Origin of the sequence: Capnocytophaga sp. FDAARGOS_737, assembly GCF_009730375.1 — a bacterium.
Taxonomy (GTDB): domain Bacteria; phylum Bacteroidota; class Bacteroidia; order Flavobacteriales; family Flavobacteriaceae; genus Capnocytophaga; species Capnocytophaga leadbetteri.
On sequence record NZ_CP046316.1, the window covers coordinates 2,032,288 to 2,054,452 of the forward strand.

A 22,165-nucleotide genomic window follows, 5' to 3' on the forward strand; every position below is an offset into this window, starting at 1 on the left:
GTAATTTTTAGTTACATCATTAAAGTGGTTATCTGATGATACGGGTTTTATACTCACCTTTTACTATTTGCCAACACACTTCGTAAGCTAAACCAGCTTCGCCATTATCTGCATAAATATAAAGTGCTTCAGCTTCCTCATCATAGTATATGGAACTGCTAAAATAGGAAATTTGATACAAATCATCATAAGCACTTTTAGGAATAGGTACGTTTTTACCTTTCATAGTTACGATAATACTTTTGTAATGGTCTTCAGGTAGTGAATCGTCTCCTCCATAAACTTCTATACCATATATTTCTTTACCATCAATGATTAATTGATCATAACTTCCCTGATCTTTCTTAGTAATCTTGTGCTTGGTTTTGTCGAACTTCTGTTTGGTAATGGTTACTTTTACGTCCTTATCATCAAAAATAACACTATTGCCTTGCACTTTTCCTTCTATAGCACGAAAGTCAAATATTCTTTTCAAGCGACTTTGATGCACATACCCTTTATCAACTTCAATCCAGTTAGTAGGATTATATTCTTTATCAAAGAAGCCATATACAAGTGTATTATTAGGCAAAGTGCCTACAATTTTGCTTTTTACGTTTTCTTTAGCGCGAATGTTTACATAGCCGTCTTTGTCTTTTACTACGGCATAATCTCCAAAAGGCCCTTGTGCAAAGGCATTGGTCGTAAGGAGGAAGAATAGAATAAATAACTGTTTCATATAAACTATTTTTTCGGCAAAGATACTAATTTCTTTTCAACTTTACCAGAGCCCCACCGTTATTCCTCACTCGTATTTCTCAATTGCGCCAGCTGTTCCTTCGCATTCAGCCTATCAGTCACTTCCTTATCACTGATGATATGCCCATCTTTCAGCACTACCGTGCGTTTGCTAAATTGGGCAATATCGTCTTCGTGGGTTACGAAGCCTATGGTGCTACCTTGGTCATTCAGCCGTTGGAAAAGCTCCATTACCTCGTATGAGGTTTTAGTATCAAGGTTACCGGTAGCCTCATCAGCAAGGAGGATTACAGGGTTATTGACTAACGAACGCGCAATGGCTACCCGTTGCTGCTGTCCGCCCGATAGTTCGCTGGGCAAATGGTTGAGTCGGCTTTCTAACCCTACACTTATGAGGGCTTCTATAGCGCGCTCGCGGCGTTCTTTGGCTGATACTTTGGGGTTGTACATCAGCGGGAGCTCTACATTCTCAATAGCCGAGGTACGGGCTAATAGGTTGTACGACTGAAAGATAAAACCTATCTTGGTGTTGCGTATATGCGCCAAATCATTCTTGCTCATATCTTTCACCGAGATGCCGTCCAAAATGTAATCGCCAGAAGAGGGACGGTCTAAGCAACCTAATATGTTCAGCAAAGTCGATTTGCCCGACCCACTAGGCCCCATAATGGTTACGAACTCGCCTTCTCTGATGGTCAGGTTGATGCCTTTCAGGGCGTGTACCATCTCGTTGCCCATCAAGAAGTTGCGCTTCATATCACGTATGTCTATAATGGCTTTTTTCATTTATTTAGCTTTTGAATTGTTTCTTTTAGGGCGTTTTGGCATAAACGGACTGCTGCTATCGCTGCTCTTACTGTCGCCCCCTGCTACTTGCGGCGTGTTGCCCTGCAAGCTGGTGGCTACTTTCTCACCAACGTTGAGTCCGCTTACTATCTGCACGTTGATACCGTCGTTGCTGCCTATGGTTACGGCTTTCTGAGCGAGAGTGCCGTCAGCGTTCACTACCCACACGTATTTGTTCTTTCTTCTACCGTGTTGTACTTTAGGAGCTTCAGCAGTAATACCCTTTTGGGCGTAATACTGCAGTAACACATCGGTATCAGGCGTAAAATTGATAGCCTTAGCAGGCACTATGGTTACGCCTTTTAGCTCATTAGTATAAATAGCGATGGTCGCGGTAAGCCCTGGTTTTAGCTTTTCATCGGGGTTTTCTGCCTCTACTATCACTGTATAAGTCACCACGTTTGATGAGGTGGTAGGCGATAAGCGCACTTGGGTCACACGCCCTACGAACTCCTCCTGAGGATAAGCATCTACGGTAAAGCTCACGCGCTGTCCTACTTTCACTTGCCCTATATCGGCTTCGTCTACATTCACCTCTACCTGCATACGCTTGATGTCTTTGGCTATTTTGAAGAGCGTAGGTGCACTCATCGAAGCGGCTACCGTTTGCCCTTCTTCTACCTCTTTGCTAAGGATAATCCCATCGATAGGCGAATAGATATTGGCATAACCTAAGTTAGTTTTCGCCTGATTGAGGGTTGTAAGGCGTTGAGCTACACTGGCTTTCGCATTGTTAAGCTGATACAATGCTTGCTCATAATCCTGCTGACTAATCACTTGGGCATTATACATTTTCTTTTGCCGATCGTAATTTTGCTGATAGTAATTCAGTTCGTTAAGGGCAGAATTATAGTTAGCCGTAGCGTTGATAACGTTTTCTTGCAGATTGGTCTTGTCGAGCTCGGCCAACAGCTGACCTTTCTTCACTTGGCTGTTATAATCCACATATATTTTGCTCACCAAGCCCGATACTTGGGTACCTACTTCCACCTCGTCTACCGGTTGTACACTCCCCGTAGCGGTTACTTCGGTAGTGACATCACCTTGGGTAACCTCATCGGTTTGCAATATAATAGGCGTTGGTTTTTCTTTCATAAAAAACTGATAGCCCACAAAAGCCACTACAGCCAGTAGCGCAATAATAATGATTTTTTTGATTTTCTTTTTCATCGTATTTAGTTGTTAGTTTCTAGTTATTAGTCGTTAGTCATTAGTCGTTAGCAGAACGTTGTCGCTTTTGCGTCGCGTCTCCCCCTTTGAAGGAAGTCCGCGAGCTGGCGCAGCGGAGTATGTGCATAGGGGGATGTTTTACCCTCACAGCGGAGTATGTGAGGGGGGATGTTTTATTCTCATAGTTGTTAGCAGAACATTGTCGCTTTTGCGTCGCTACATCCCCCCTCCTTGGGAGGGGGCTAGGGGGAGGACCCCCATATAAAACTTCAGCAGCTGCACATACAGTGCCAACATATATTTGTTTTGCAAATACGTTTGTTCGGCGGTTAGGTAAGCATTCTCACTTACTAAAAGCTCCGTATTAGTAAGCCCGCCAAACTCGTGTTTCTTCACTGCCAAATCGTAAGCTAATTTGGCATTGTCGCGAGCCGTACGCGAGGCCGCCTGTTGTGCTTGGTGCGTGGTGGCATTCTGCCAAGCGGTTTCTATCTTAGCATAAAGGTCTTTTTCAGCTTGTTGCTCTTCCAAAACGGACTGCTGCTGAGTGAGTTTTGCTAACTTCACATTATTCTTGTTCTTGTTTTGCGAAAAGATAGGGATATTAAGCGATGCCCCTATCGTCTGACCAAAATTACTATCTAACTGAGTAGCATAACTCAGGCTATTGAGGTTAGAATACCCTGTATTCACTCCTGCCTGCAAGCTAACAGAGGGCAACGCTCCTGCTTTGGCTATCTTGATGTCCTTTTCGGCTATCTTTTGTTGCGATTGATAGATTTTCAGGTTAGGAAGAGCCTGTTTAGCTTGTGCAAACACCTCGTCTTTGTTAGGGATAATCGCCACATAGTCATCTTCTTGCAGGTCTAGAGCAATAGCAAAATCGCTATTAGGGGGAAGCTCTAAAAGCTGTTTAAGGGTAAGCACGCGCTTAGCATATTGGTTTTCAGCCTGAATGATAGCGTACTCATTATTAGCGTTGCGCGTTTCTATCTCTGCCAAACTAAGCTTAGCTATCGAACCGTTGGCGAACTTAGTTTGCGCTTGCTTAAGTTCTTCAGCCGACGAGCGCGCTGCGTTTTTGGCTACCGCTATCCCCTCATAGCTGTAGAGGGCTTGCAGATAGGCTTCCAGCACACTCAGGGTAATGTTGTTCTTCGCCTCTTGCACGTACAATTCGTTCTGCTCTAATAGCAGCTGACTACGGTCTATTTGCAAATTGAGTTTATTGCCCTGATACAGCGGCATAGAAGCCGATACCCCAAAGTTGTTAGAAAAAGTACGGCGCGACACCCGTTCGTTAGAAATCTGGTTAATTGCCGAACCGTTATTAAGGTTTGCCGATGCCGAACCACTCACGGTAGGCAGGCGGTTATCTTTCGCTTGACTGAGGTTAATTTCAGCGGTCTGCTGGTTGAGTTCAGTTTTCTTTACGCTGATGTTATGCTGCACGGCATAGTTAATACAATCTGTCAGCGACCACTGTTTAGATTGCGCCCATACCCCTAAAGGCAGCAAACACATTGATAGTATATAAAAATTCTTTTTCATAAGATTCACATTTTCTTGGTACAAAACTAAGGAAAAAGAGGTATACCCACAAAAAAATATCGACCAAAAGCCCAATTTTATAGACGAAAAGGGCAATTTGTCGATTTGACAATTTGCTAATTTAGCAATTTTTTCTGTAGCCTTTTACCCTACACAAACGATATACAAACAATATAGGAATGATATAGGAAGACCAAATATTTACAGAAGTACAAACATCTAATAATAGGTAAAAAACCAGAAAAATATACTCTTCCCCATCAACAAATTGGCAAATCACCAAATCGACAAATCGACAAATTGACAAATCGACAAATTGACAAATCACCCACTTGGCATTATTTTTGCGGGCTTATAAGCAACATAAAAAAAAGAGTTTTTTGTATGGCAAACATTACATTTCATAACGAACCTGCTCACACAGCAGGCGACCTTCCTAAAGTGGGCACCGTAGCCCCTGACTTTTCAGCTGTTAAAAACGACTTGGCTGAGGTAAAACTTTCTGACTTCAAAGGCAAGAAAGTAATCTTAAACATCTTCCCTAGTGTTGATACAGGCGTATGTGCAGCCTCTGTGCGCAAGTTTCACGTTGAGGCTTCAAAGCTAAACAATGTGGCTATCCTTTGCATTTCTAAGGACTTGCCTTTTGCTCTTACGCGTTTTTGCGCGGCTGAGGGTATTGATAACCTCGTGATGCTTTCTGATTTCAGAGGGGGTTTTGAGCAACATTATCCTATTGCTTTCACCGATTCTCCTCTTAAAGGATTGCTATCGCGCAGTGTGGTAGTGGTTGACGAAAACGGCAAGGTAGTTTATACCGAACAAGTAGCCGAAACTACCGAAGAGCCTAACTATGCCAAAGCGTTAGAAGCCATCAAATAAGGCTTAGTTTGTAGTAAATTTTTCATAAGTGCAAAAGAGGTAACAAGTGGGGTAAAACTTGTTACCTCTTTTTTTTTCAGAATTGGCAATTTGACAAATTATTTGTACCTTTGCCCCCTAACTGATAACAAAAAAATGGCTAAAAAGAAGCAGCAACAAACCGACGATAAAAAAGAAGATAAAAAAGACGACAAAAAACCTAAGAAAAACAATGCCGCAAAGGTCAGACAGCGCCGTATTGCTGTGGGGCTTTTCTTAATATTTCTGGCGTTCTTTCTGCTTTTCACCTACTTTTCTTTCTTCTTTTCGTGGCAAACCGACCAAAGTATTTGGTCTGACCTTAGCGCACGCGATGAGGTAGCCGAAAACTGGATGAGCAAGATAGGGGCTTACCTCGGTCATATACTCATATACAAAGGGTTTGGAGTCGCTTGTATTATAGCCTTTTGGCTGATACTCATCACCGGACTTAAAGTGCTGCTCAATATCAAAATGCCACTGCTAAACCGCTGGTATTGGGGCACGTTGCAAATGGTGTATGTATCTACTGCTTTTGGCTTTTTCTCTGGCAAAGCTACCGTACTTGCAGGGGCGGCAGGCTACGAACTCAACCAATGGCTGCAAGACTATTTGGGCAAGATAGGCACCGTGCTACTGCTAATCTTAGGGGCTCTGCTATACGCGGTCTTCAAATGGCAACTTACCCCCGAAAGAGTAATTGACTTCAGCAAGGGTATCGCCGATAAAGTTAAACAAGCTATCCCCGAAGAGGAAGAAAAACCCGTTGTTAGCGAAGTAACTTCTGAAGTACAAACCGAAGAAGAGGAGGAAGACGAAGCACCTGAAGAGGCTGACAATAAGCCATTAGAAATTATTATCCCGCAAGGCGAAAACACGCCTGTAGACCCTTTCACCCACCAAAGAGAGATACCGCCATTACACCCTGAAAGTCCGCTCGAAATTACCAATACAAAAGAAGAAGAGCCCGCCTTTACTATCACCCCTACGGTACCGCCAGCTATGGTAGACCCTGAAGAGTTGGCGCAGCAACTGGTGCAAAACTATGGCGAATACGACCCTCGTTTAGACCTAAGCGACTACCGTTTCCCTACCGTAGAACTTTTAGACGAGCCCAAAGATAAAAGCATCATCATCAACGAAGAAGAGCTAAAAGAGAATAACGATAAGATTATCAAAACTTTAGCCGATTATAAGATTGAAATCTCTAAAATCAAAGCTACCGTAGGCCCTACCGTTACCCTGTACGAAATAGTACCGGTAGCAGGTACGCGCATAGCCCAAATTAAGCGTTTGGAAGACGATATAGCGCTGTCATTAGCAGCCCTTGGCATTCGTATCATCGCACCAATCCCTGGTAAGGGTACCATAGGTATTGAGGTACCTAATAAAAAACCGACTACCGTCTATATGCGCACGATGATTACGGCTCAGAAATTCCAAAATGCTGAAATGGAATTGCCTATAGCCTTTGGTAAAACTATTAGCAATGAACCTTTCATCACCGACCTTGCTAAAATGCCTCACCTACTGATGGCGGGTGCTACAGGGCAAGGTAAATCGGTAGGTATAAACGTGGTACTTACCTCTCTGCTTTACAAAAAACACCCTGCTGAGGTGAAATTTGTATTGGTTGACCCTAAAAAGGTAGAACTTTCGATATTCGAGACTATTGAGCGCCATTACCTCGCTAAATTGCCTGATAGCGAAGACGCTATCATCACCGACACTAAGAAAGTGGTGAATACTTTGAACTCATTGTGTATAGAGATGGATAACCGCTACGAGCTGCTGAAAAACGCTCAAGTACGCAACATCAAAGAGTATAACACTAAGTTTAAAGCCCGACAGCTGAATCCTAATGAGGGGCACCGCTTCTTGCCTTACATCGTATTGGTGGTCGATGAGTTTGCTGACCTGATAATGACGGCAGGCAAAGAAGTCGAATTGCCTATAGCCCGTATTGCGCAGCTGGCGCGTGCTATTGGTATCCACTTGATTATCGCTACACAGCGCCCTTCGGTAAACGTTATCACAGGGGTTATCAAGGCTAACTTCCCGGCGCGTATTGCCTTTAAGGTAGCGCAAAAAATCGACTCTAAAACTATCTTAGACGGTTCGGGTGCCGAGCAGCTGATAGGGCGTGGTGATATGCTCTACTCGCAAGGTAATGAACCGGTACGCATACAATGTGCTTTTATAGATACTCCAGAGGTGAAGCGCATCACCGAGTATATAGGGGCGCAGCGCGCTTATGCCAATGCTTATTTGCTACCTGAGTACGTAGGCCCTGATAGCGAGCCTACTGACCTATCAGACTTCGACCCCTCAGAGCGCGACTCAATGTTCCGCGAAGCTGCCGAGATAGTGGTAAACGCGCAACAAGGTTCGGCATCACTCTTGCAGCGCAAGCTCAAATTAGGTTACAATCGTGCAGGTCGCCTCATCGACCAATTAGAGTATGCAGGTATTGTAGGCCCCTTTGAGGGCAGTAAAGCCCGCCAAGTGCTTGTGCAAGACATTGTTAGCCTAGATAGATTATTAGGAGGTGAATAATAACAATAAACAATAATTACAATGAAAAACATTATTTTATCAATAGGTTTTATACTTATAAGCACTGTACTGAGTGCCCAGAATGTATTTGAGGCATCGGGTGAGAGAAGTACGCAAAAAATAAGCGTTGCTAAATATACTAAAATAGCTATTGACGAGATGTTAGATGTAGCACTCGTAAATGAAAAGAACGACCATATCTACATTGATGCTGATAATGCTATTCACCCCATTATCAAAACAACAGTAGAAGAAGGCACTTTAAAAGTAGCTTTAAAGCTGCCTAAAGGGGTAAATATGGTGCAAACAGGGGGTATCACAGTTAAAATACCTGTAAAAGGAACTGAAGAGTTACAAATGAAAATGGGCAAACTCTCTTCTGACGAACCTATAAAACTTGCTTCATACAAAATAAAACTCGATTATGTTTCAGAGCTCAATTTAGATTTAAATATTCAGGAGTTAGACCTTAAAATAAGTAGCTGCCGAAAAGGAGATTTAAAACTTAACTGCAAAAACCTTACTTTCGAGGCAGGCTCTCTTAGTGGTTTAGCTATTAGTGGAAAAGCTGAAAATGCCACTTTTGTATCAAACGGAATAGCTAATATAGAAGCATACGATTTGAAAATACAAGACGCTACTTTTGACAACTCATCAATACTAAAAGCTAAATTATATATTAACGGCACTATACAAGGCAAAACTAATGGCATTTTCGAATTGCGATACAAAGGAAATGCTATTAGCCGTATAGAACCCAGCCCAATGGTTAAAATTATAAAAGAAGAAAAAGAATGACACAAGAATTGGATGGTAGTCATACACGTTGTCGGCAAAAAGGAGAATCTACAGGCTATTAAGCAAGAAAAAAATCCGTAACCACAAATAGCATTTTTTTGTGTGATAATAAAGGGCAAATGATAGCAATGGGGAGTATCTTGATGTAACTTGGATTGGAATGCTTTTATTAGGGTTTATCTCCAAGTTCCTAAAAAAAGTTTAAACACGTTTATTGATAAAATAGGGAGAGAGGTTATTCCTACAAGATATTTTGATGCAAAAAGTTTCTCAGGAGGAGTAGCTTTAGTTCGCCCCACTGAACTTGATAGATGGTTTGAAATAAACAAGAAAGGTGAGTGTGCAGAGTTTTGTGATGAAGCCCCAGCAGGACACCCCATAACCAAATAATTTTTAAAAATATAACAAAGATGAAAAATATATTACTTTACACTCTATTACTAACTGCTACCCTAACCTATGCGCAAGGTCTGCTACCTGAAGAAAAGGTAAAAAAAGAGCCGTCTGCCCAGCCTGTGCAACAAACAAAGAAGTACGCTTGGAAAGGTAAATATTATGAAGGATTAGCAATGGTAAGATTGGATAAAAAATATGGTTTTATAGATAAAACAGGTAAAGAAGTGATTCCTATAAAGTATGATAATGCTTGGGGTTTTTCAGAAGGATTAGCAAACGTTAGGCTAAATAACAAATGGGGTTTTATAGATAAAACAGGTAAAGAAGTTATTCCTATAAAGTATAATTATGCAGATAGATTTTCAGAAGGATTAGCTTTAGTAATATTAGATAAAAAATATGGTTTTATAGATAAAACAGGTAAAGAAGTGACTCCTATAAAGTATGATAATGCTAGGGTTTTTTCAGAAGGATTAGCTTTAGTAAAATTGAATGATAGATATGGTTTTATAGATAAAACAGGTAAAGAAGTGATTCCTATAAAGTATGATGATGCGAGCAGTTTTTCAGAAGGATTAGCAAGCGTGAGTTTGAATTATAGATATGGTTTTATAGATAAAACAGGTAAAGAAGTGATTCCTATAAAGTATAATTATGATGTTTGGGATTTTTCAGAAGGATTAGCAAAGGTTAGCCTAAATAACAAATATGGTTTTATAGATAAAACAGGTAAAGAAGTGATTCCTATAAAGTATGTTGATATTTGGCTTTTTTCAGAAGGATTAGCAAGAGTTCTGCTAAATAACAAATTGGGTTTTATAGATAAAACAGGTAAAGAAGTGATTCCTATAAAGTATGATGATGCAGATAGTTTTTCAGAAGGATTAGCAAGCGTGAGTTTGAATGGAAAATATGGTTTTATAGATAAAACAGGTAAAGAAGTGATTCCTATAAAGTATGATGATGTTTGGTATTTTTCAGAAGGATTAGCAGCCGTAAGTCTAAATAACAAATGGGGTTTTATAGATAAAACAGGTAAAGAAGTGATTCCTATAAAGTATGATGATGCTGAAAGTCCTTCAGAAGGATTAGCTAAAGTAAAATTGAATGATAAATATGGCTTTATAGATAAAACAGGCAAAGAAGTGATTCCTATAAAGTATGATTATGTTGCGGATTTTTCAGAAGGATTAGCACAAGTAAAGCTAAATAACAAATGGTTCTATATAAACCAAAAAGGAGAATGTGTGAAAGACTGTAATAATGCCCCTGCCGACCACCCCATAGCCAAATAACTTTTAAAAAATATTACAAATATGAAAAACATATTACTTTACACTCTATTACTAACTGCATAGCTGATATAGAAGCATACGATTTGAAAATACAAGATGCTACTTTTGACAACTCATCAATACTAAAAGCTAAATTGTATATTAACGGCACTATACAAGGCAAAACTAATGGCTTTTTTGAATTGCGATACAAAGGGAATGCTATTAGCCGTATAGACCCCAGCCCAATGGTTAAAATTATAAAAGAAGAAAAAGAATGAATCAACAACAAGATTTTCTAAAATATCAAGCTCCTACTTCGCCTTATCCGCGATTATTGGAGGTAGAGCGCGCCGAAGGTAGCTATATCTACACTACCGACGGTAAGAAATATTTAGATTTTGTAGCAGGGGTATCGGCTTGTACCTTAGGGCATTGCCACCCTGCGGTAGTGAAAGCCATACAAGAGCAATGCGCTACTTATATGCACGTAATGGTCTATGGCGAGTACATACAAAAGCCTGCGGTAGACTTCTGCAAGCTCCTCGCGACACAACTACCCCCCGAACTCAACACTACCTATTTGGTAAATTCGGGTACGGAAGCCATTGAGGGGTCAGTAAAGTTGGCGAAACGTGTAACAGGGCGCACCCAACTGATAGCTGCCAAAAATGCGTATCACGGCAATACACAGGGGTCGATGAGCCTAATGGGCTATGAGGAGCGCAAGCGTCCGTTTCGTCCGCTCCTACCCGATGTAGATTTTATAGAGTTTAACAACGAGGCTGATATACTGAAAATAACCGAGCGCACCGCTGGGGTAGTCTTAGAAAGCATACAAGGAGGGGCTGGCTTTATTGAGCCCCAAAACGATTACCTTATCAAGGTAAAACGCCGTTGCGAAGAGGTAGGTGCCCTGCTGATTATAGACGAAATACAACCTGGTTTCGGGCGCACCGGTAAGCTCTTTGGTTTTCAGAACTACGGCATCACCCCCGATATTATCGCTATAGGCAAGGGTATGGCAAGCGGTATGCCGGTGGGGGCTTTCGTATCGTCTTACGAGCGTATGCAGCTATTGGCAAATAACCCTAAAATGGGGCATATCACCACCTTTGGCGGTAACCCTGTGATTGCAGCAGCCTCTCTGGCTACCCTCAACCAGCTGCTCACCACCGATCTAATGGCTCAAACCTTAGAGAAAGAAAAGCTTTTCAGAAAATACTTACAACACCCCCTTATCGAGAGTGTAAACGGCAAAGGACTGATGTTAGCGGTTATCGTTAAAAGTTCAGAAATAGCTGATTTTGTGATTAACTATTGTCAAGACAGAGGGCTAATAGTGTATTGGCTATTGTTTGAAGGTCGTGCTGTACGCCTTTCACCTCCACTCACCCTTAGCGAAGCCGAAATAAAAGAGGGTTGCGACATCATCTTAGAAGCCCTTGAGGTAGCAAAAACGAAGTTCTAAAAACAAAAGACATCAGACAAGAGACGAAAAACAAGAGGAAAGGTTGCTAATTTAAGATTATTTATTATCTTTGCCGAGAAATCGACAAATTAGCAAATTGACAAATCTATCAATATGAGCAAAGTACTAACATCTTTATTAGATAACGATTTTTACAAATTCACAATGCAGTGCGGGGTGGTGCAGCTATTCCCAAAAACTAAAGCGCGCTATACCTTTATCAACAGGGGTAAACACGAGTTTCCCAAAGGATTTGACAAAGCCCTACGCGCCGCTGTTGATGCTATGGCAGATCTTAAACTCACTAAAGACGAAAAAGCTTTCTTGGTGAAGAACTGCCCCTATTTAAGTCCGCTATACTTAGATTTTTTAGAGGGCTATCGCTACGACCCCTCTGAGGTGCATATCGCCCAAGAGGGTAGCGACCTAAAGGTAACTGTTGAAGGACATTGGTATCGCACTATTCTTTGGGAAGTGCCTTTACTGTCTATCATCAGCGAATTGTACTACCAGCTAATGAATGCTACTGCGTGGACAGACGCTCAGGTAATTGCTAATACCAGAGAAAAAGAATTGTTATACAAAGAGTTAGGAGTAGTTTTTGCCGAATTTGGTACCCGTAGGCGACATTCTTACCACGTACACGACATCGTAATGCGTACCCTCTTAGAAGGCTATGGTAGTACCTTTATGGGCTCAAGCAATGTGCATTTCGCTATGAAATACAAGGTAAAACCGATAGGTACGCACGCCCACGAATGGTTTATGTTTCACGCTGCCGAGTACAGCTACAAAATGGCAAACGCCCTTTCATTAGAGCACTGGGTAGATGTGTACAGAGGCGACCTTGGGGTCGCGCTATCAGACACCTACACTACCGATGTGTTCTTTAAGCAGTTCGACAAGAAATTCAGCAAACTTTTTGACGGGGTACGCCACGATAGCGGCGACCCGATAGTATTTGCCGAAAAAACCATAGCACACTATAAGAAAATGGGTATCGACCCGCTATCAAAATACATTATTTTCTCTGACGGACTAAATCCTAAGAAAGTACAGGCTATTACTGAGGCGTGCAAAGGCAAGATAGGCATCTCATTCGGTATAGGCACCGACCTGACTAACGATGTAGGCTTACGCCCTATGAATATAGTGATGAAGCTAACCGAAGTACTAACCAGCGACGACGAATGGGTACCTACCGTAAAACTATCAGACGAGCCTAACAAGCATACAGGCGACCCTAAGATGATAGCCCTTGCAAAAGGAATATTAGGAATTGAATAATCTTATGAAATACGCATTGATGATAGCAGGTATTGCGGTAGCCTTATCGCGGTATCTTTTTCCGGAGTACGACCAAGTGCTATTAGTAGTAGGGGTTTCCTTGCTAATGGCTGGGGTCTATCTCGTATCAAGAGGTTTATCCTCTAAAAATGAAGACAATTAGCAAATTAGTGAATATAGGAGATTACATAGAAGTATTAGACGACACCATAAAAGGACACGTAGTGCGCGTAACGCCACAAGAGGTAACGATGCTCAGCACCGAAGGCTTCGAGCTTAGCTTTCGCCCCGACGAAGTAGTGGCTATCAGTGAGGAAGTGCCTATAAAAAGTGCTTTTGCTACGATAGACGAGGAGAGCCTCAGAAAAGATGTGCTCCCTAAAAGACGTCAGAAAGCACCCCTTACCAAACGCGAAAAGTCCATACCCCCAATGGAGGTAGATTTGCACATAGAACAATTAGTTGATTCTACAAGGAATATGACCAATTATGATATGCTTACCCTTCAACTCGAAACAGCACGCCGCCAGTTAGAGTTCGCTATCGCCCAGCGCATTCAGCGGGTAGTGTTCATTCACGGGGTTGGCGAAGGAGTATTGCGCACCGAATTAGAGTTTCTGTTAGGTCGCTATTCTAATGTTACTTTCTACGATGCCGAATATGCCAAATATGGGGTGGGCGCCACCGAAGTGTATATCTACCAAAAAGCAAAATAATGATTGAAGCAACTAACATACACAAAACCTATAAAACGTTGGAAGTGCTCAAAGGCGTATCGGTAGAGGTAGCAAAAGCTGAAATAGTGTCGATAGTAGGAGCCTCAGGGGCAGGAAAGACTACCTTGCTGCACATTTTAGGCACCTTAGACAGTCCAGATGCTAATACTGAAGCCTCACTGCGTATCAATGGCACAGATATACTAGCACTTTCGTCTAAAAACCTTGCTAAATTCCGCAATGAGCATATAGGTTTTATCTTTCAGTTTCACCAACTCTTGCCCGAATTTACGGCTTTAGAGAACATCTGTATTCCTGCCTTTATCAAAGGGGTTGGCAAAAAAGAAGCTGAAAAGCGCGCTATGGAGTTATTAGACTTTCTGCATTTGGGGGCACGTGCCCATCATAAGCCTAATGCCCTTTCGGGGGGCGAACAGCAACGAGTATCGGTAGCGCGCGCCCTGATAAACCAGCCCGATGTGGTATTTGCTGACGAACCCAGTGGTAACCTCGACTCTGAGAGTGCAGAGCACCTACATCAACTGTTTTTTCAGCTCAGAAAAGAGTTCAACCAGACTTTCGTAATCGTAACCCATAATGAGGAATTGGCAGCTATGGCTGATAGAAAGTTAGTAATGGTAGACGGAAAGATAATTAGCAAATTAGCAGATTAGTAACTTTAAAATTAACATATACATTTATGAAGAAAATCTTATTAATGACCCTTATGGTTTGCGGGCTAACAGCTTGTACTTCGCTACCTCAGTCGGCCAACAATTTTATCAACACTTATTTTGCGCATACAACGGTGCAAGAAGTAGAGCGCGAGAGTGATACGAATGGCTATTCGGTAAAACTGAAAGATCGCACCGAAATAGAATTTGCTGAAAACGGCGATTGGCTAAAAGTAGAAGCCGAAGACGGCAATAGTATCCCAACTGATTTCTTTCCTAAGAAAATAGCCGATTATGCCGCTGAACGCTCTTTCATCATTGAATCGATTAGCAAGACTAACATAGGCTACAAAGTAGAAATTGTAGGTTCTAAAAGTGCTTTGTTTTTCAATAAAGCAGGCGACCCTATAGGTAATTATTAAAAAGTGGCATTACTTTTGCTTTCAAGAAAAATTGTATCAAATAAATAATAATAAAATGAATACATTAAAAAAATTATCAACTGTAGCTTTTGCCCTATTTGCTTTTGGGGTAGCTAACGCTCAAGAAGACGGATTGATACCAGTTCAGTCACTGCCTACTAGTGCACAAACATTTATCAATCAGAACTTTTCTGCCAATAACATCGTTTCAGTATGGCAAGACAATGAAAAAGGTAGAGTAGAAGATTACACCGTGCTCTTTGCCGATGGCACTGAAGTAGAATTTCGTGCTAATGGCGACTGGAAAGAAGTAAAAGCGCGCAACGGAGCTGTACCTGCTAAAATAGTACCTGCTAAAATAAGCAAATACGTACACAAAAATTATCCTAATGTCCTCATCAAAGAAATTCAGAAAGAAAGAAGAAAATATGAGGTAAGCCTCTCTAACGGATTGGACTTAGATTTTAATTTGAATGGTAAATTTTTAAAAATAGACGACTAATATGAAAAAAATATTATTTGCTATCTTAGCTGCTTTTTCGCTACAAGTAGCTACAGCACAAGACAGAAAAGTAGATTTTAACGAACTACCCGCTGATGCAATCAACTTTGTACGGCAACACTTTTTAGTAGCCGACATCAATTCAGTATGGAAAGATGTCGATTATAAAGATGAAGAATTCTCTGTTATCTTCAAAGATGGGCTTGAAATAGAGTTTAACGGCGAAGGCGACTGGAAAGAAATAAAAGTACATAGAGGAAAAGTGCCTGATCACGTAGTTCCTGAAAAGATATTAGCTCACGTAAATGCTACTTTCCCCTTTGAATCTATCAAAGAAATATCACACAGTATCTCCAAAAAAACTTACAAAGTAAAAGTTACTGATGGACAAAAACTAAAATTTGACGATAATTTTAACTTTATAGAAGTAAAGTAAAATTCTTTTGAATAGGCTTTGCCAAAGTGTTTTTTAGGAAAGACTTTGGCAAAGTTTCTTTTTGTTAATTATCAATTGTCAATTATTTATGTACGACCTTTTGATTATAGGCGGTGGGGCTGCGGGCTTTTTTACTGCTATCAATGCTGCTGAAAAGCACCCCGATTTTAGCATAGCGATTCTCGAGAAAAGCAAAGAGGTGCTACAAAAAGTACGCATTTCGGGGGGCGGGCGTTGCAACCTCACCAATGCTACTTTTACTCCTGCCGAATTAGTGCGTAACTATCCGCGTGGTTATAAAGAACTCCTCAGTCCGTTTCACCGGTTTATGTGCGGCGATGTGATGGAGTGGTTTGAGTCGCATGGTGTACCCCTAAAAACAGAAGATGATGGACGCGTATTTCCGGCTTCAGATAGTTCAGAAAGTATCATAAATTGCTTTCTGAAAGCCATAGCCCAGCACAGTATAGAGCTATTCACCCAACAGAATGTACAGGCTATCAGCCCTGCTGAACAAGGGTGGCAAGTACGCACTGCTAACCGTACTTTTACGGCAAAACGGCTTGTTATCGCTACAGGTAGTAACCCCAAAATATGGCAGCTCTTAGCCAATTTAGGGCATACTATAGTACCTCCTGTGCCTTCACTCTTTACCTTTCAAACGGCTACCGAATGGGCTAAAACTCTTTCGGGTATAGCCGTAACCGCTACGGTACAGCTTTTTAATCAAAAAGGCGATTTTCTTCAGATAAGCGAAAGAGCACCGCTACTCTTCACCCACAAAGGGTTTAGCGGCCCTGCTGTATTGCGTGCTTCAGCTTGGGGGGCAAGAGTGTTAGCCTCATTAAACTATCAGTGCCTAATGGAAGTCAATTTTGCTACAACAGATGACCAAGCCCTTAGCTATGACGAGGTGCTCCTGCAACTACAAGATTGCAAACAGAGGCACGGACGCAAAGCCATGCAAAGTGTTACCCTATTTCAGCTACCCAAACGCCTATGGGAAGCCCTATTAGAAAGTGCCGGAGTTGCCCCTGCACAACAATGGGCATCACTCAATAAATCTCAACTACAACAGTTAGCGAAAGTGCTGACCCAAAGCCGCTTTAGTATTATTGGCAAAAACACCTTCAAAGAAGAGTTCGTAACAGCAGGCGGAGTAAAACTCTCAGAAATAGACTTCAAAACCTATCAGAGCAAGCTATTTAAGCATCTTTACTTAGCAGGCGAAGTGCTAGATATTGATGCCGTTACGGGTGGTTTTAACTTTCAAAATGCTTGGACAGGAGGCTATCTTATCAGTGAAGCCTTATGATTTTTGAATTTTGAAGTATGAATTTTGTTTTTTGAATTGTCAATTGTCAATTGTTTTGTATCTTTGCCGCGTTTTTGTAATATTGTAATTAGTTTCTATGCTTAACGTTCATAACTTATCTGTTTCTTTTCAAGGCGAATACCTTTTTGAAGAGGTAGCTTTTATGCTCAATGCGGGCGACCGTGTAGGACTTATCGGCAAGAATGGAGCAGGTAAATCAACTATGCTCAAACTGCTTTCGCGCGAGCTAAAACCAGACTCTGGCACTATAGCAGCTGACAAAGATGTGCGTATCGGCTTTCTAAAGCAAGATATCGACTTCGTAAAAGGGCGTACTATTCTAGAGGAAGCCTATCAGGCTTTTGGCGAAATCAAAACATTAGAGCAAAAGTTAGACGATATACACCACCAAATAGAAACGCGCACCGACTACGAGAGCGAAAGTTATCACAATCTACTAGATATGCTAAGCGATTACACCCACCGCTTCGACCTTATCGGAGGCTACCTTTACCAAGGCGAGACCGAAAAAGTACTCTTGGGGTTGGGCTTTCAGCGCAGTGATTTCGACAAGCTAACCGATAGCTTTTCGGGTGGCTGGCGTATGCGTATAGAGTTGGCTAAATTGCTATTGCAAAACAATGACATCTTGCTGCTGGACGAGCCTACTAACCACTTAGACATCGAATCGATTATATGGTTAGAGCAATTCCTAACTACTTATAGTGGCGCTGTGGTAATCGTTTCGCACGATAAGATGTTTTTAGACAATGTAACCAACCGTACCATAGAGATTTCGGTAGGCAAGATATACGATTATCCTAAACCTTACAGCAAGTTTTTAGAACTTAGGCAAGAAATACGCGAACAACAACTCGCTTCGCAAAAGAATCAGGAGAAAAAGATACAACAAACAGAGAAGTTGATAGAAAAGTTCCGTGCTAAAGCTTCTAAAGCCTCTATGGCACAATCGCTTATCAAAAAACTCGACAAAATAGATCGCATAGAGGTAGATGAAGAGGACAATGCTGTGATGAATGTGCGCTTCCCCGTATCAGTTACCCCCGGTAAAGTGGTATTGGAGATAGACGATGTATCGAAGAGCTACGGCGAAAAAGAGGTGCTAAGCCACGTGAGTCTGTTAGTAGAACGAGGCAGCAAGATAGCCTTCGTAGGACAAAACGGACAAGGAAAAACGACCCTTGCCAAAATGATTATAGGCGAAACCGACTACCAAGGCACTATTAAGTTAGGGCACAATGTACAGTTAGGGTATTTTGCTCAGAACCAAGCCGACTATTTAGACGGCGAGCTGACAGTGCTCGATACTATGTACCACGCTGCCGATGACACTAACCGTATGAAAATACGCGATATACTCGGTTCTTTTCTCTTCAGAGGCGATGAGGTAGACAAGAAAGTGAAAGTACTATCAGGAGGCGAGCGCAACCGCTTGGCTTTGGCTAAAATGTTGCTCTCAGACTTCAACGTGTTAGTAATGGACGAGCCTACTAACCACTTAGACATCAAATCGAAAAATGTGCTAAAGAAAGCCCTACAGCAATTTGAAGGTACGCTCATCATCGTATCGCACGACCGAGATTTCTTGCAAGGGCTAACTGATAAAGTATACGAATTTAAGAATAAGAACATAAAAGAATATCTCGGCGATATAGATTTCTACTTAGAACAACGTGCCGTAGCTAACTTTAGAGAGATGGAGCAGCAAAAAGAAACGCTCTCTGCCCCTACTAAAGCAACTACAAGTGCTGAAAAGCTAAGTTTTGAGCAACAAAAACAGCAGAAAGCTGCCCAAAACAAGCTCAATAAGATAGAAAACCAAATAGCTGCCCTCGAAGAGGAACTAAAACAGATGGATATACAGATGGGGCAGGGAGTACAAAGCAATGATTATTATAAAGAATACGAACAGAAAAAGAGAATGCTGGAGGAACTGATGACTGAGTGGGAAAACCTAATGAGCTAACGATATGCACCCTAAGAAAATTTTATTTTTTATCATAGGCGTACTTGTAGCCCTTTTTACAATGACGCTCTTTAGCAGTTATCACATCACCGATAGCGGTACGGTGCGAGAGGGTATATCCTTTGGCAATACTATGCTACGGTATCCTACCCCCGATATATTGGGGATGTTGTTTAAATCAAAAGAGAAAGAAAACAACAAGCTAAATGAGCTCATCAAAGAGACCAATACTATTGTAGATGAAAAGACTGACAAACTGGCAACGAATGACACTATTGCCAATGACAGTCTACATAAGTTAGAGACCAATGTAGAGGGCAAAATATACTACCCCGGCAACCGTATAGACTACATTAAACGATTGAAAAACAAGCTCAGACAAGGTGTTTGCCAAATAGTACACTACGGCGACTCGCAAATAGAAGGCGATCGCATTACCGGCTATGTGCGCAATAGACTACAGCTTGCTTTTAATGGTGGAGGGCCTGGTTTCTTCCCTATAAAAGTGGTGTATAACCAAAATAGTATAGATATAACCACCTCGGGCAACTGGGTGCGTTACGCCTTTTTCGACCGCAAACAGCGTCGCAAGGTAGGGCACGATATGTATGGACTTTTTGCTACCTACTCGCGTTTTACTAATTATGCCAAAGATACTACCGGACTATCGGTGAGCAAAGCCTCTTTTACCATAAAACCTTCAGCTAAATCGTATGCTCGATTGCAACACTATACTAAATTTGGCTTGCATTATGGCAATGCAATAGGAAAGGTGAAGATAAAAGTATATGAAAACGGCAATATTATCAAAACAGATAGCCTTATTTCAGATGGCAAATACCACAACTACAAGCTAAATTTTGCTACTACACCTAAAGAACTCAAAATAGAATTAGAAGCACGTGTAAGTCCTGATTTTTATGGGGTTACCCTCGATGCCGACACAGGTGTACGTATGGATAATGTGGCGATGCGAGGCGAGGCGGGGCGCATCTTTACACGTATGAATTATGAGAACTACCGACAAATGTCAGTAGACCGTCAGCCCGACCTTTTCATCTTCCAATACGGAGGGAACACTATCCCCTATATGAAAACAGACCAGCAGTTAAGAGAATACGTAGAGGGACTAATATTCAATATGAAATGGGTAAAACGCGCTAACCCTAACGCGATGTTTATGCTGTTAGGCCCTGGTGATATGACCACCTCGCGCAATGGACAGCGACTCACTTATCCTTTCTTACCTAAACTCAACGACCTGATGAAAGAAGAATGTATGAAGAACGACGTAGCCTACTTTAGTATGTACGAAGCTATGGGTGGCGAAAACTCAATGATTTCTTGGGTAAAACAAGGAATGGCTGCCTCAGATTACGTACATTTTAGTCCGAAAGGTACCAAACTTATATCAGAAGTGTTTTATCAGTGCCTACATAACGACCTTGCCTCAGTGGAATAATTATGACAGATTTTTTTAATAATTTCTTTACCTTTGACCCACAACACCCGCTCACCTTTGTGCGAATAGACTTTTGGATATTCTTCGCTTTGGTGTATGCGGTTTTTGCGCTTATATACAAACGAAGACACTTGCGAAATCTATTTTTGCTGATAGCCAGCTTCTATTTCTATTACAAAGCTAGTGGGTTATTCGTCTTATTATTAGTATTTAGCACTGTCACCGACTTCTATTTAGGGCATTACATCGACCAACATCAAGAGGAACTACGCCGCAAAATAGCAGTAACAATAAGTGTCTGTCTGAATTTATTAGTGCTTTCGTATTTCAAATACGCTTATTTCTTCACTGACACCTATAATGTTCTCTTTCAGACTCACCACCAAACATTCAACTATTTAGCTTATTGGGCTAATGGCTTCAATTACAAGGGCTACTTCAGCGTTGACGATATTATACTGCCAGTAGGTATTTCGTTTTATACGTTTCAGACCATCAGCTATACAGTAGATATCTACCGGAAGAAGATAGCTCCGCTGAAATCAATGTTGGATTTTGGTTTTTATGTGAGCTTCTTCCCTCAGTTGGTAGCAGGGCCTATAGTAAGAGCTGAAGAGTTTGTACCTCAGATACTGAAGAAAACAGTTGTTAGCAAAGAAGAGTTTAACAAGGCTATTTTCCTCATTTTGAAAGGGCTTATCAAAAAGATGATTTTTGCTGACTTTATAGCAATGCACTTCCTCGACAAAGTATTCGATGCCCCTGCTATGCACACGGGTTTTATGAACCTACTGGCTCTGATAGGCTATTCGCTACAGATTTACGGCGACTTTTCTGGTTATACTGATATTGCTATAGGGGTAGCTCTGCTCTTAGGCTTTAAGCTGCCTGTCAATTTTAACTCTCCTTATAAAGCACTCAATTGCGGTGATTTCTGGAAGCGCTGGCACATCTCACTCTCTACGTGGCTAAAAGATTATCTATACATACCACTGGGGGGCAATCGCAATAGCACATTGGGCACCTTTGTATTCTCGCTCATCTTCGTAGTGATATTAGTGGTCGCTATTGGCAATCTCACCTTTACCCTCATAACTGGTTCGCTATTAATCATAGGGTCAGTAGTGGCGTTTTTCTACAAACCTTTTGAACGGTATCTCACTACCAACATCAATATAATGCTGACGATGCTCATCGGGGGGCTATGGCACGGAGCTGCGTGGAAGTTCGCTATTTGGGGCGGACTCAATGGTTTGGGAGTGATAGCCTATAAATACTGGCGCAAAGTAAGTCCGTATGAGAATAGTGCCTCTTGGGTGGCAAGAGCTTGGAAGATACTCTTTACCTTTTCGTTTATCACTTTTACCCGTATTTTCTTCCGCAGTAATGATATGGAGGGAGTGAATCAGTGGTTTGCACAAGTAGCCCATAATATGGACTGGGATTCGGCAATGAGCATCATAAGGCACAATAATATACCTCTGGCTATCATCATTATTGGGTATATCACCCATTGGCTGCCACAACGTTGGAAAGATTATATAGAGTACGTATTTGCCCAAAGTCATTACACAGTGAAAGTAGCTATAACCTTAGTCGTAGTGCTTATCTGTTATCAGGCGTATTCTACCGACATTCAACCGTTTATATATTTTCAGTTTTAA

22 protein-coding genes are annotated in these 22,165 nt (G+C 41.5%); 18 read left to right on the plus strand and 4 right to left on the minus strand.

The features are described 5' to 3' along the window. Nucleotides 1–28: 28 nt before the first annotated feature. From FOC45_RS08960 to FOC45_RS08975, 4 genes are all read right to left on the minus strand, one after another. Nucleotides 29–718, minus strand: a complete 690-nt coding sequence (locus FOC45_RS08960) for an SH3 domain-containing protein (RefSeq protein WP_155846660.1) — start codon at nucleotides 716–718, stop codon at nucleotides 29–31. Nucleotides 719–777: 59 nt separating this feature from the next. Further along, complete coding sequence (locus FOC45_RS08965) at nucleotides 778–1,524, minus strand: ABC transporter ATP-binding protein (RefSeq protein WP_009391876.1); 747 nt, start codon at nucleotides 1,522–1,524, stop codon at nucleotides 778–780. Continuing rightward, nucleotides 1,525–2,754: an efflux RND transporter periplasmic adaptor subunit gene (locus tag FOC45_RS08970; RefSeq protein ID WP_009391875.1), complete on the minus strand. Its 1,230-nt coding sequence runs from the start codon at nucleotides 2,752–2,754 to the stop codon at nucleotides 1,525–1,527. A gap of 216 nt (nucleotides 2,755–2,970) precedes the next feature. After that, nucleotides 2,971–4,305 (minus strand): TolC family protein, encoded by a 1,335-nt coding sequence (locus FOC45_RS08975; RefSeq protein ID WP_009391874.1) that lies wholly within the window; start codon nucleotides 4,303–4,305, stop codon nucleotides 2,971–2,973. A gap of 384 nt (nucleotides 4,306–4,689) precedes the next feature. On the opposite strand from FOC45_RS08975, the gene tpx reads away from it, so the two are divergent. The 18 genes from tpx (at nucleotide 4,690) to FOC45_RS09055 (ending at nucleotide 22,165) form a co-directional block, all read left to right on the plus strand. After that, nucleotides 4,690–5,187, plus strand: a complete 498-nt coding sequence (gene tpx / locus FOC45_RS08980) for a thiol peroxidase (protein ID WP_009391872.1) — start codon at nucleotides 4,690–4,692, stop codon at nucleotides 5,185–5,187. A gap of 135 nt (nucleotides 5,188–5,322) precedes the next feature. Further along, nucleotides 5,323–7,761, plus strand: coding sequence for a DNA translocase FtsK (locus FOC45_RS08985; protein ID WP_009391871.1), 2,439 nt, complete (start codon nucleotides 5,323–5,325; stop codon nucleotides 7,759–7,761). Between the two features lie 21 nt (nucleotides 7,762–7,782). Then, nucleotides 7,783–8,559 carry a GIN domain-containing protein gene (locus tag FOC45_RS08990; RefSeq protein ID WP_034540048.1) on the plus strand — a complete coding sequence of 259 codons (777 nt, stop codon included), beginning with the start codon at nucleotides 7,783–7,785 and terminating at the stop codon, nucleotides 8,557–8,559. 150 nt (nucleotides 8,560–8,709) lie between these two features. Next, nucleotides 8,710–8,949, plus strand: a complete 240-nt coding sequence (locus FOC45_RS12245) for a WG repeat-containing protein (protein ID WP_009391869.1) — start codon at nucleotides 8,710–8,712, stop codon at nucleotides 8,947–8,949. A gap of 20 nt (nucleotides 8,950–8,969) precedes the next feature. Then, nucleotides 8,970–10,250, plus strand: coding sequence for a WG repeat-containing protein (locus FOC45_RS09000; RefSeq protein ID WP_034540046.1), 1,281 nt, complete (start codon nucleotides 8,970–8,972; stop codon nucleotides 10,248–10,250). A gap of 83 nt (nucleotides 10,251–10,333) precedes the next feature. Then, a complete protein-coding gene (locus FOC45_RS11995; protein WP_009390436.1) occupies nucleotides 10,334–10,510 on the plus strand; it encodes a hypothetical protein in 177 nt (58 codons plus the stop codon). After that, nucleotides 10,507–11,700, plus strand: coding sequence for an aspartate aminotransferase family protein (locus FOC45_RS09005; RefSeq protein ID WP_009390437.1), 1,194 nt, complete (start codon nucleotides 10,507–10,509; stop codon nucleotides 11,698–11,700). The genes FOC45_RS11995 and FOC45_RS09005 overlap by 4 nt, the downstream gene beginning before the upstream one ends. Before the next feature lie 114 nt (nucleotides 11,701–11,814). Next, nucleotides 11,815–12,987, plus strand: a complete 1,173-nt coding sequence (pncB, locus tag FOC45_RS09010; protein WP_009390438.1) for a nicotinate phosphoribosyltransferase — start codon at nucleotides 11,815–11,817, stop codon at nucleotides 12,985–12,987. A gap of 4 nt (nucleotides 12,988–12,991) precedes the next feature. Continuing rightward, the gene (locus FOC45_RS12000) at nucleotides 12,992–13,150 is read left to right on the plus strand and encodes a hypothetical protein (RefSeq protein WP_009390439.1); all 159 of its coding nucleotides are present in this window, start codon (nucleotides 12,992–12,994) and stop codon (nucleotides 13,148–13,150) included. Beyond that, nucleotides 13,137–13,703, plus strand: a complete 567-nt coding sequence (locus tag FOC45_RS09015) for a Smr/MutS family protein (protein WP_009390440.1) — start codon at nucleotides 13,137–13,139, stop codon at nucleotides 13,701–13,703. Before FOC45_RS12000 ends, FOC45_RS09015 begins: the two co-directional genes overlap by 14 nt. After that, nucleotides 13,703–14,377, plus strand: a complete 675-nt coding sequence (locus FOC45_RS09020; RefSeq protein WP_009390441.1) for an ABC transporter ATP-binding protein — start codon at nucleotides 13,703–13,705, stop codon at nucleotides 14,375–14,377. The genes FOC45_RS09015 and FOC45_RS09020 overlap by 1 nt, the downstream gene beginning before the upstream one ends. Nucleotides 14,378–14,403: 26 nt before the next feature. After that, nucleotides 14,404–14,799 (plus strand): PepSY-like domain-containing protein, encoded by a 396-nt coding sequence (locus FOC45_RS09025; protein ID WP_009390442.1) that lies wholly within the window; start codon nucleotides 14,404–14,406, stop codon nucleotides 14,797–14,799. Between the two features lie 55 nt (nucleotides 14,800–14,854). Further along, nucleotides 14,855–15,301: a PepSY-like domain-containing protein gene (locus FOC45_RS09030; protein ID WP_009390443.1), complete on the plus strand. Its 447-nt coding sequence runs from the start codon at nucleotides 14,855–14,857 to the stop codon at nucleotides 15,299–15,301. A gap of 1 nt (nucleotide 15,302) precedes the next feature. Next, a complete protein-coding gene (locus FOC45_RS09035; RefSeq protein ID WP_009390444.1) occupies nucleotides 15,303–15,737 on the plus strand; it encodes a PepSY-like domain-containing protein in 435 nt (144 codons plus the stop codon). A gap of 88 nt (nucleotides 15,738–15,825) precedes the next feature. Then, entirely contained in the window at nucleotides 15,826–17,052 is a 1,227-nt protein-coding gene (locus FOC45_RS09040; RefSeq protein ID WP_009390445.1) for an NAD(P)/FAD-dependent oxidoreductase, read from the plus strand. 97 nt (nucleotides 17,053–17,149) lie between these two features. Continuing rightward, entirely contained in the window at nucleotides 17,150–19,039 is a 1,890-nt protein-coding gene (locus FOC45_RS09045) for an ABC-F family ATP-binding cassette domain-containing protein (RefSeq protein WP_009390446.1), read from the plus strand. Nucleotides 19,040–19,043: 4 nt separating this feature from the next. Then, nucleotides 19,044–20,501 carry a lipase gene (locus tag FOC45_RS09050; RefSeq protein ID WP_009390447.1) on the plus strand — a complete coding sequence of 486 codons (1,458 nt, stop codon included), beginning with the start codon at nucleotides 19,044–19,046 and terminating at the stop codon, nucleotides 20,499–20,501. Nucleotides 20,502–20,503: 2 nt separating this feature from the next. Next, nucleotides 20,504–22,165 (plus strand): MBOAT family protein, encoded by a 1,662-nt coding sequence (locus FOC45_RS09055; protein WP_009390448.1) that lies wholly within the window; start codon nucleotides 20,504–20,506, stop codon nucleotides 22,163–22,165.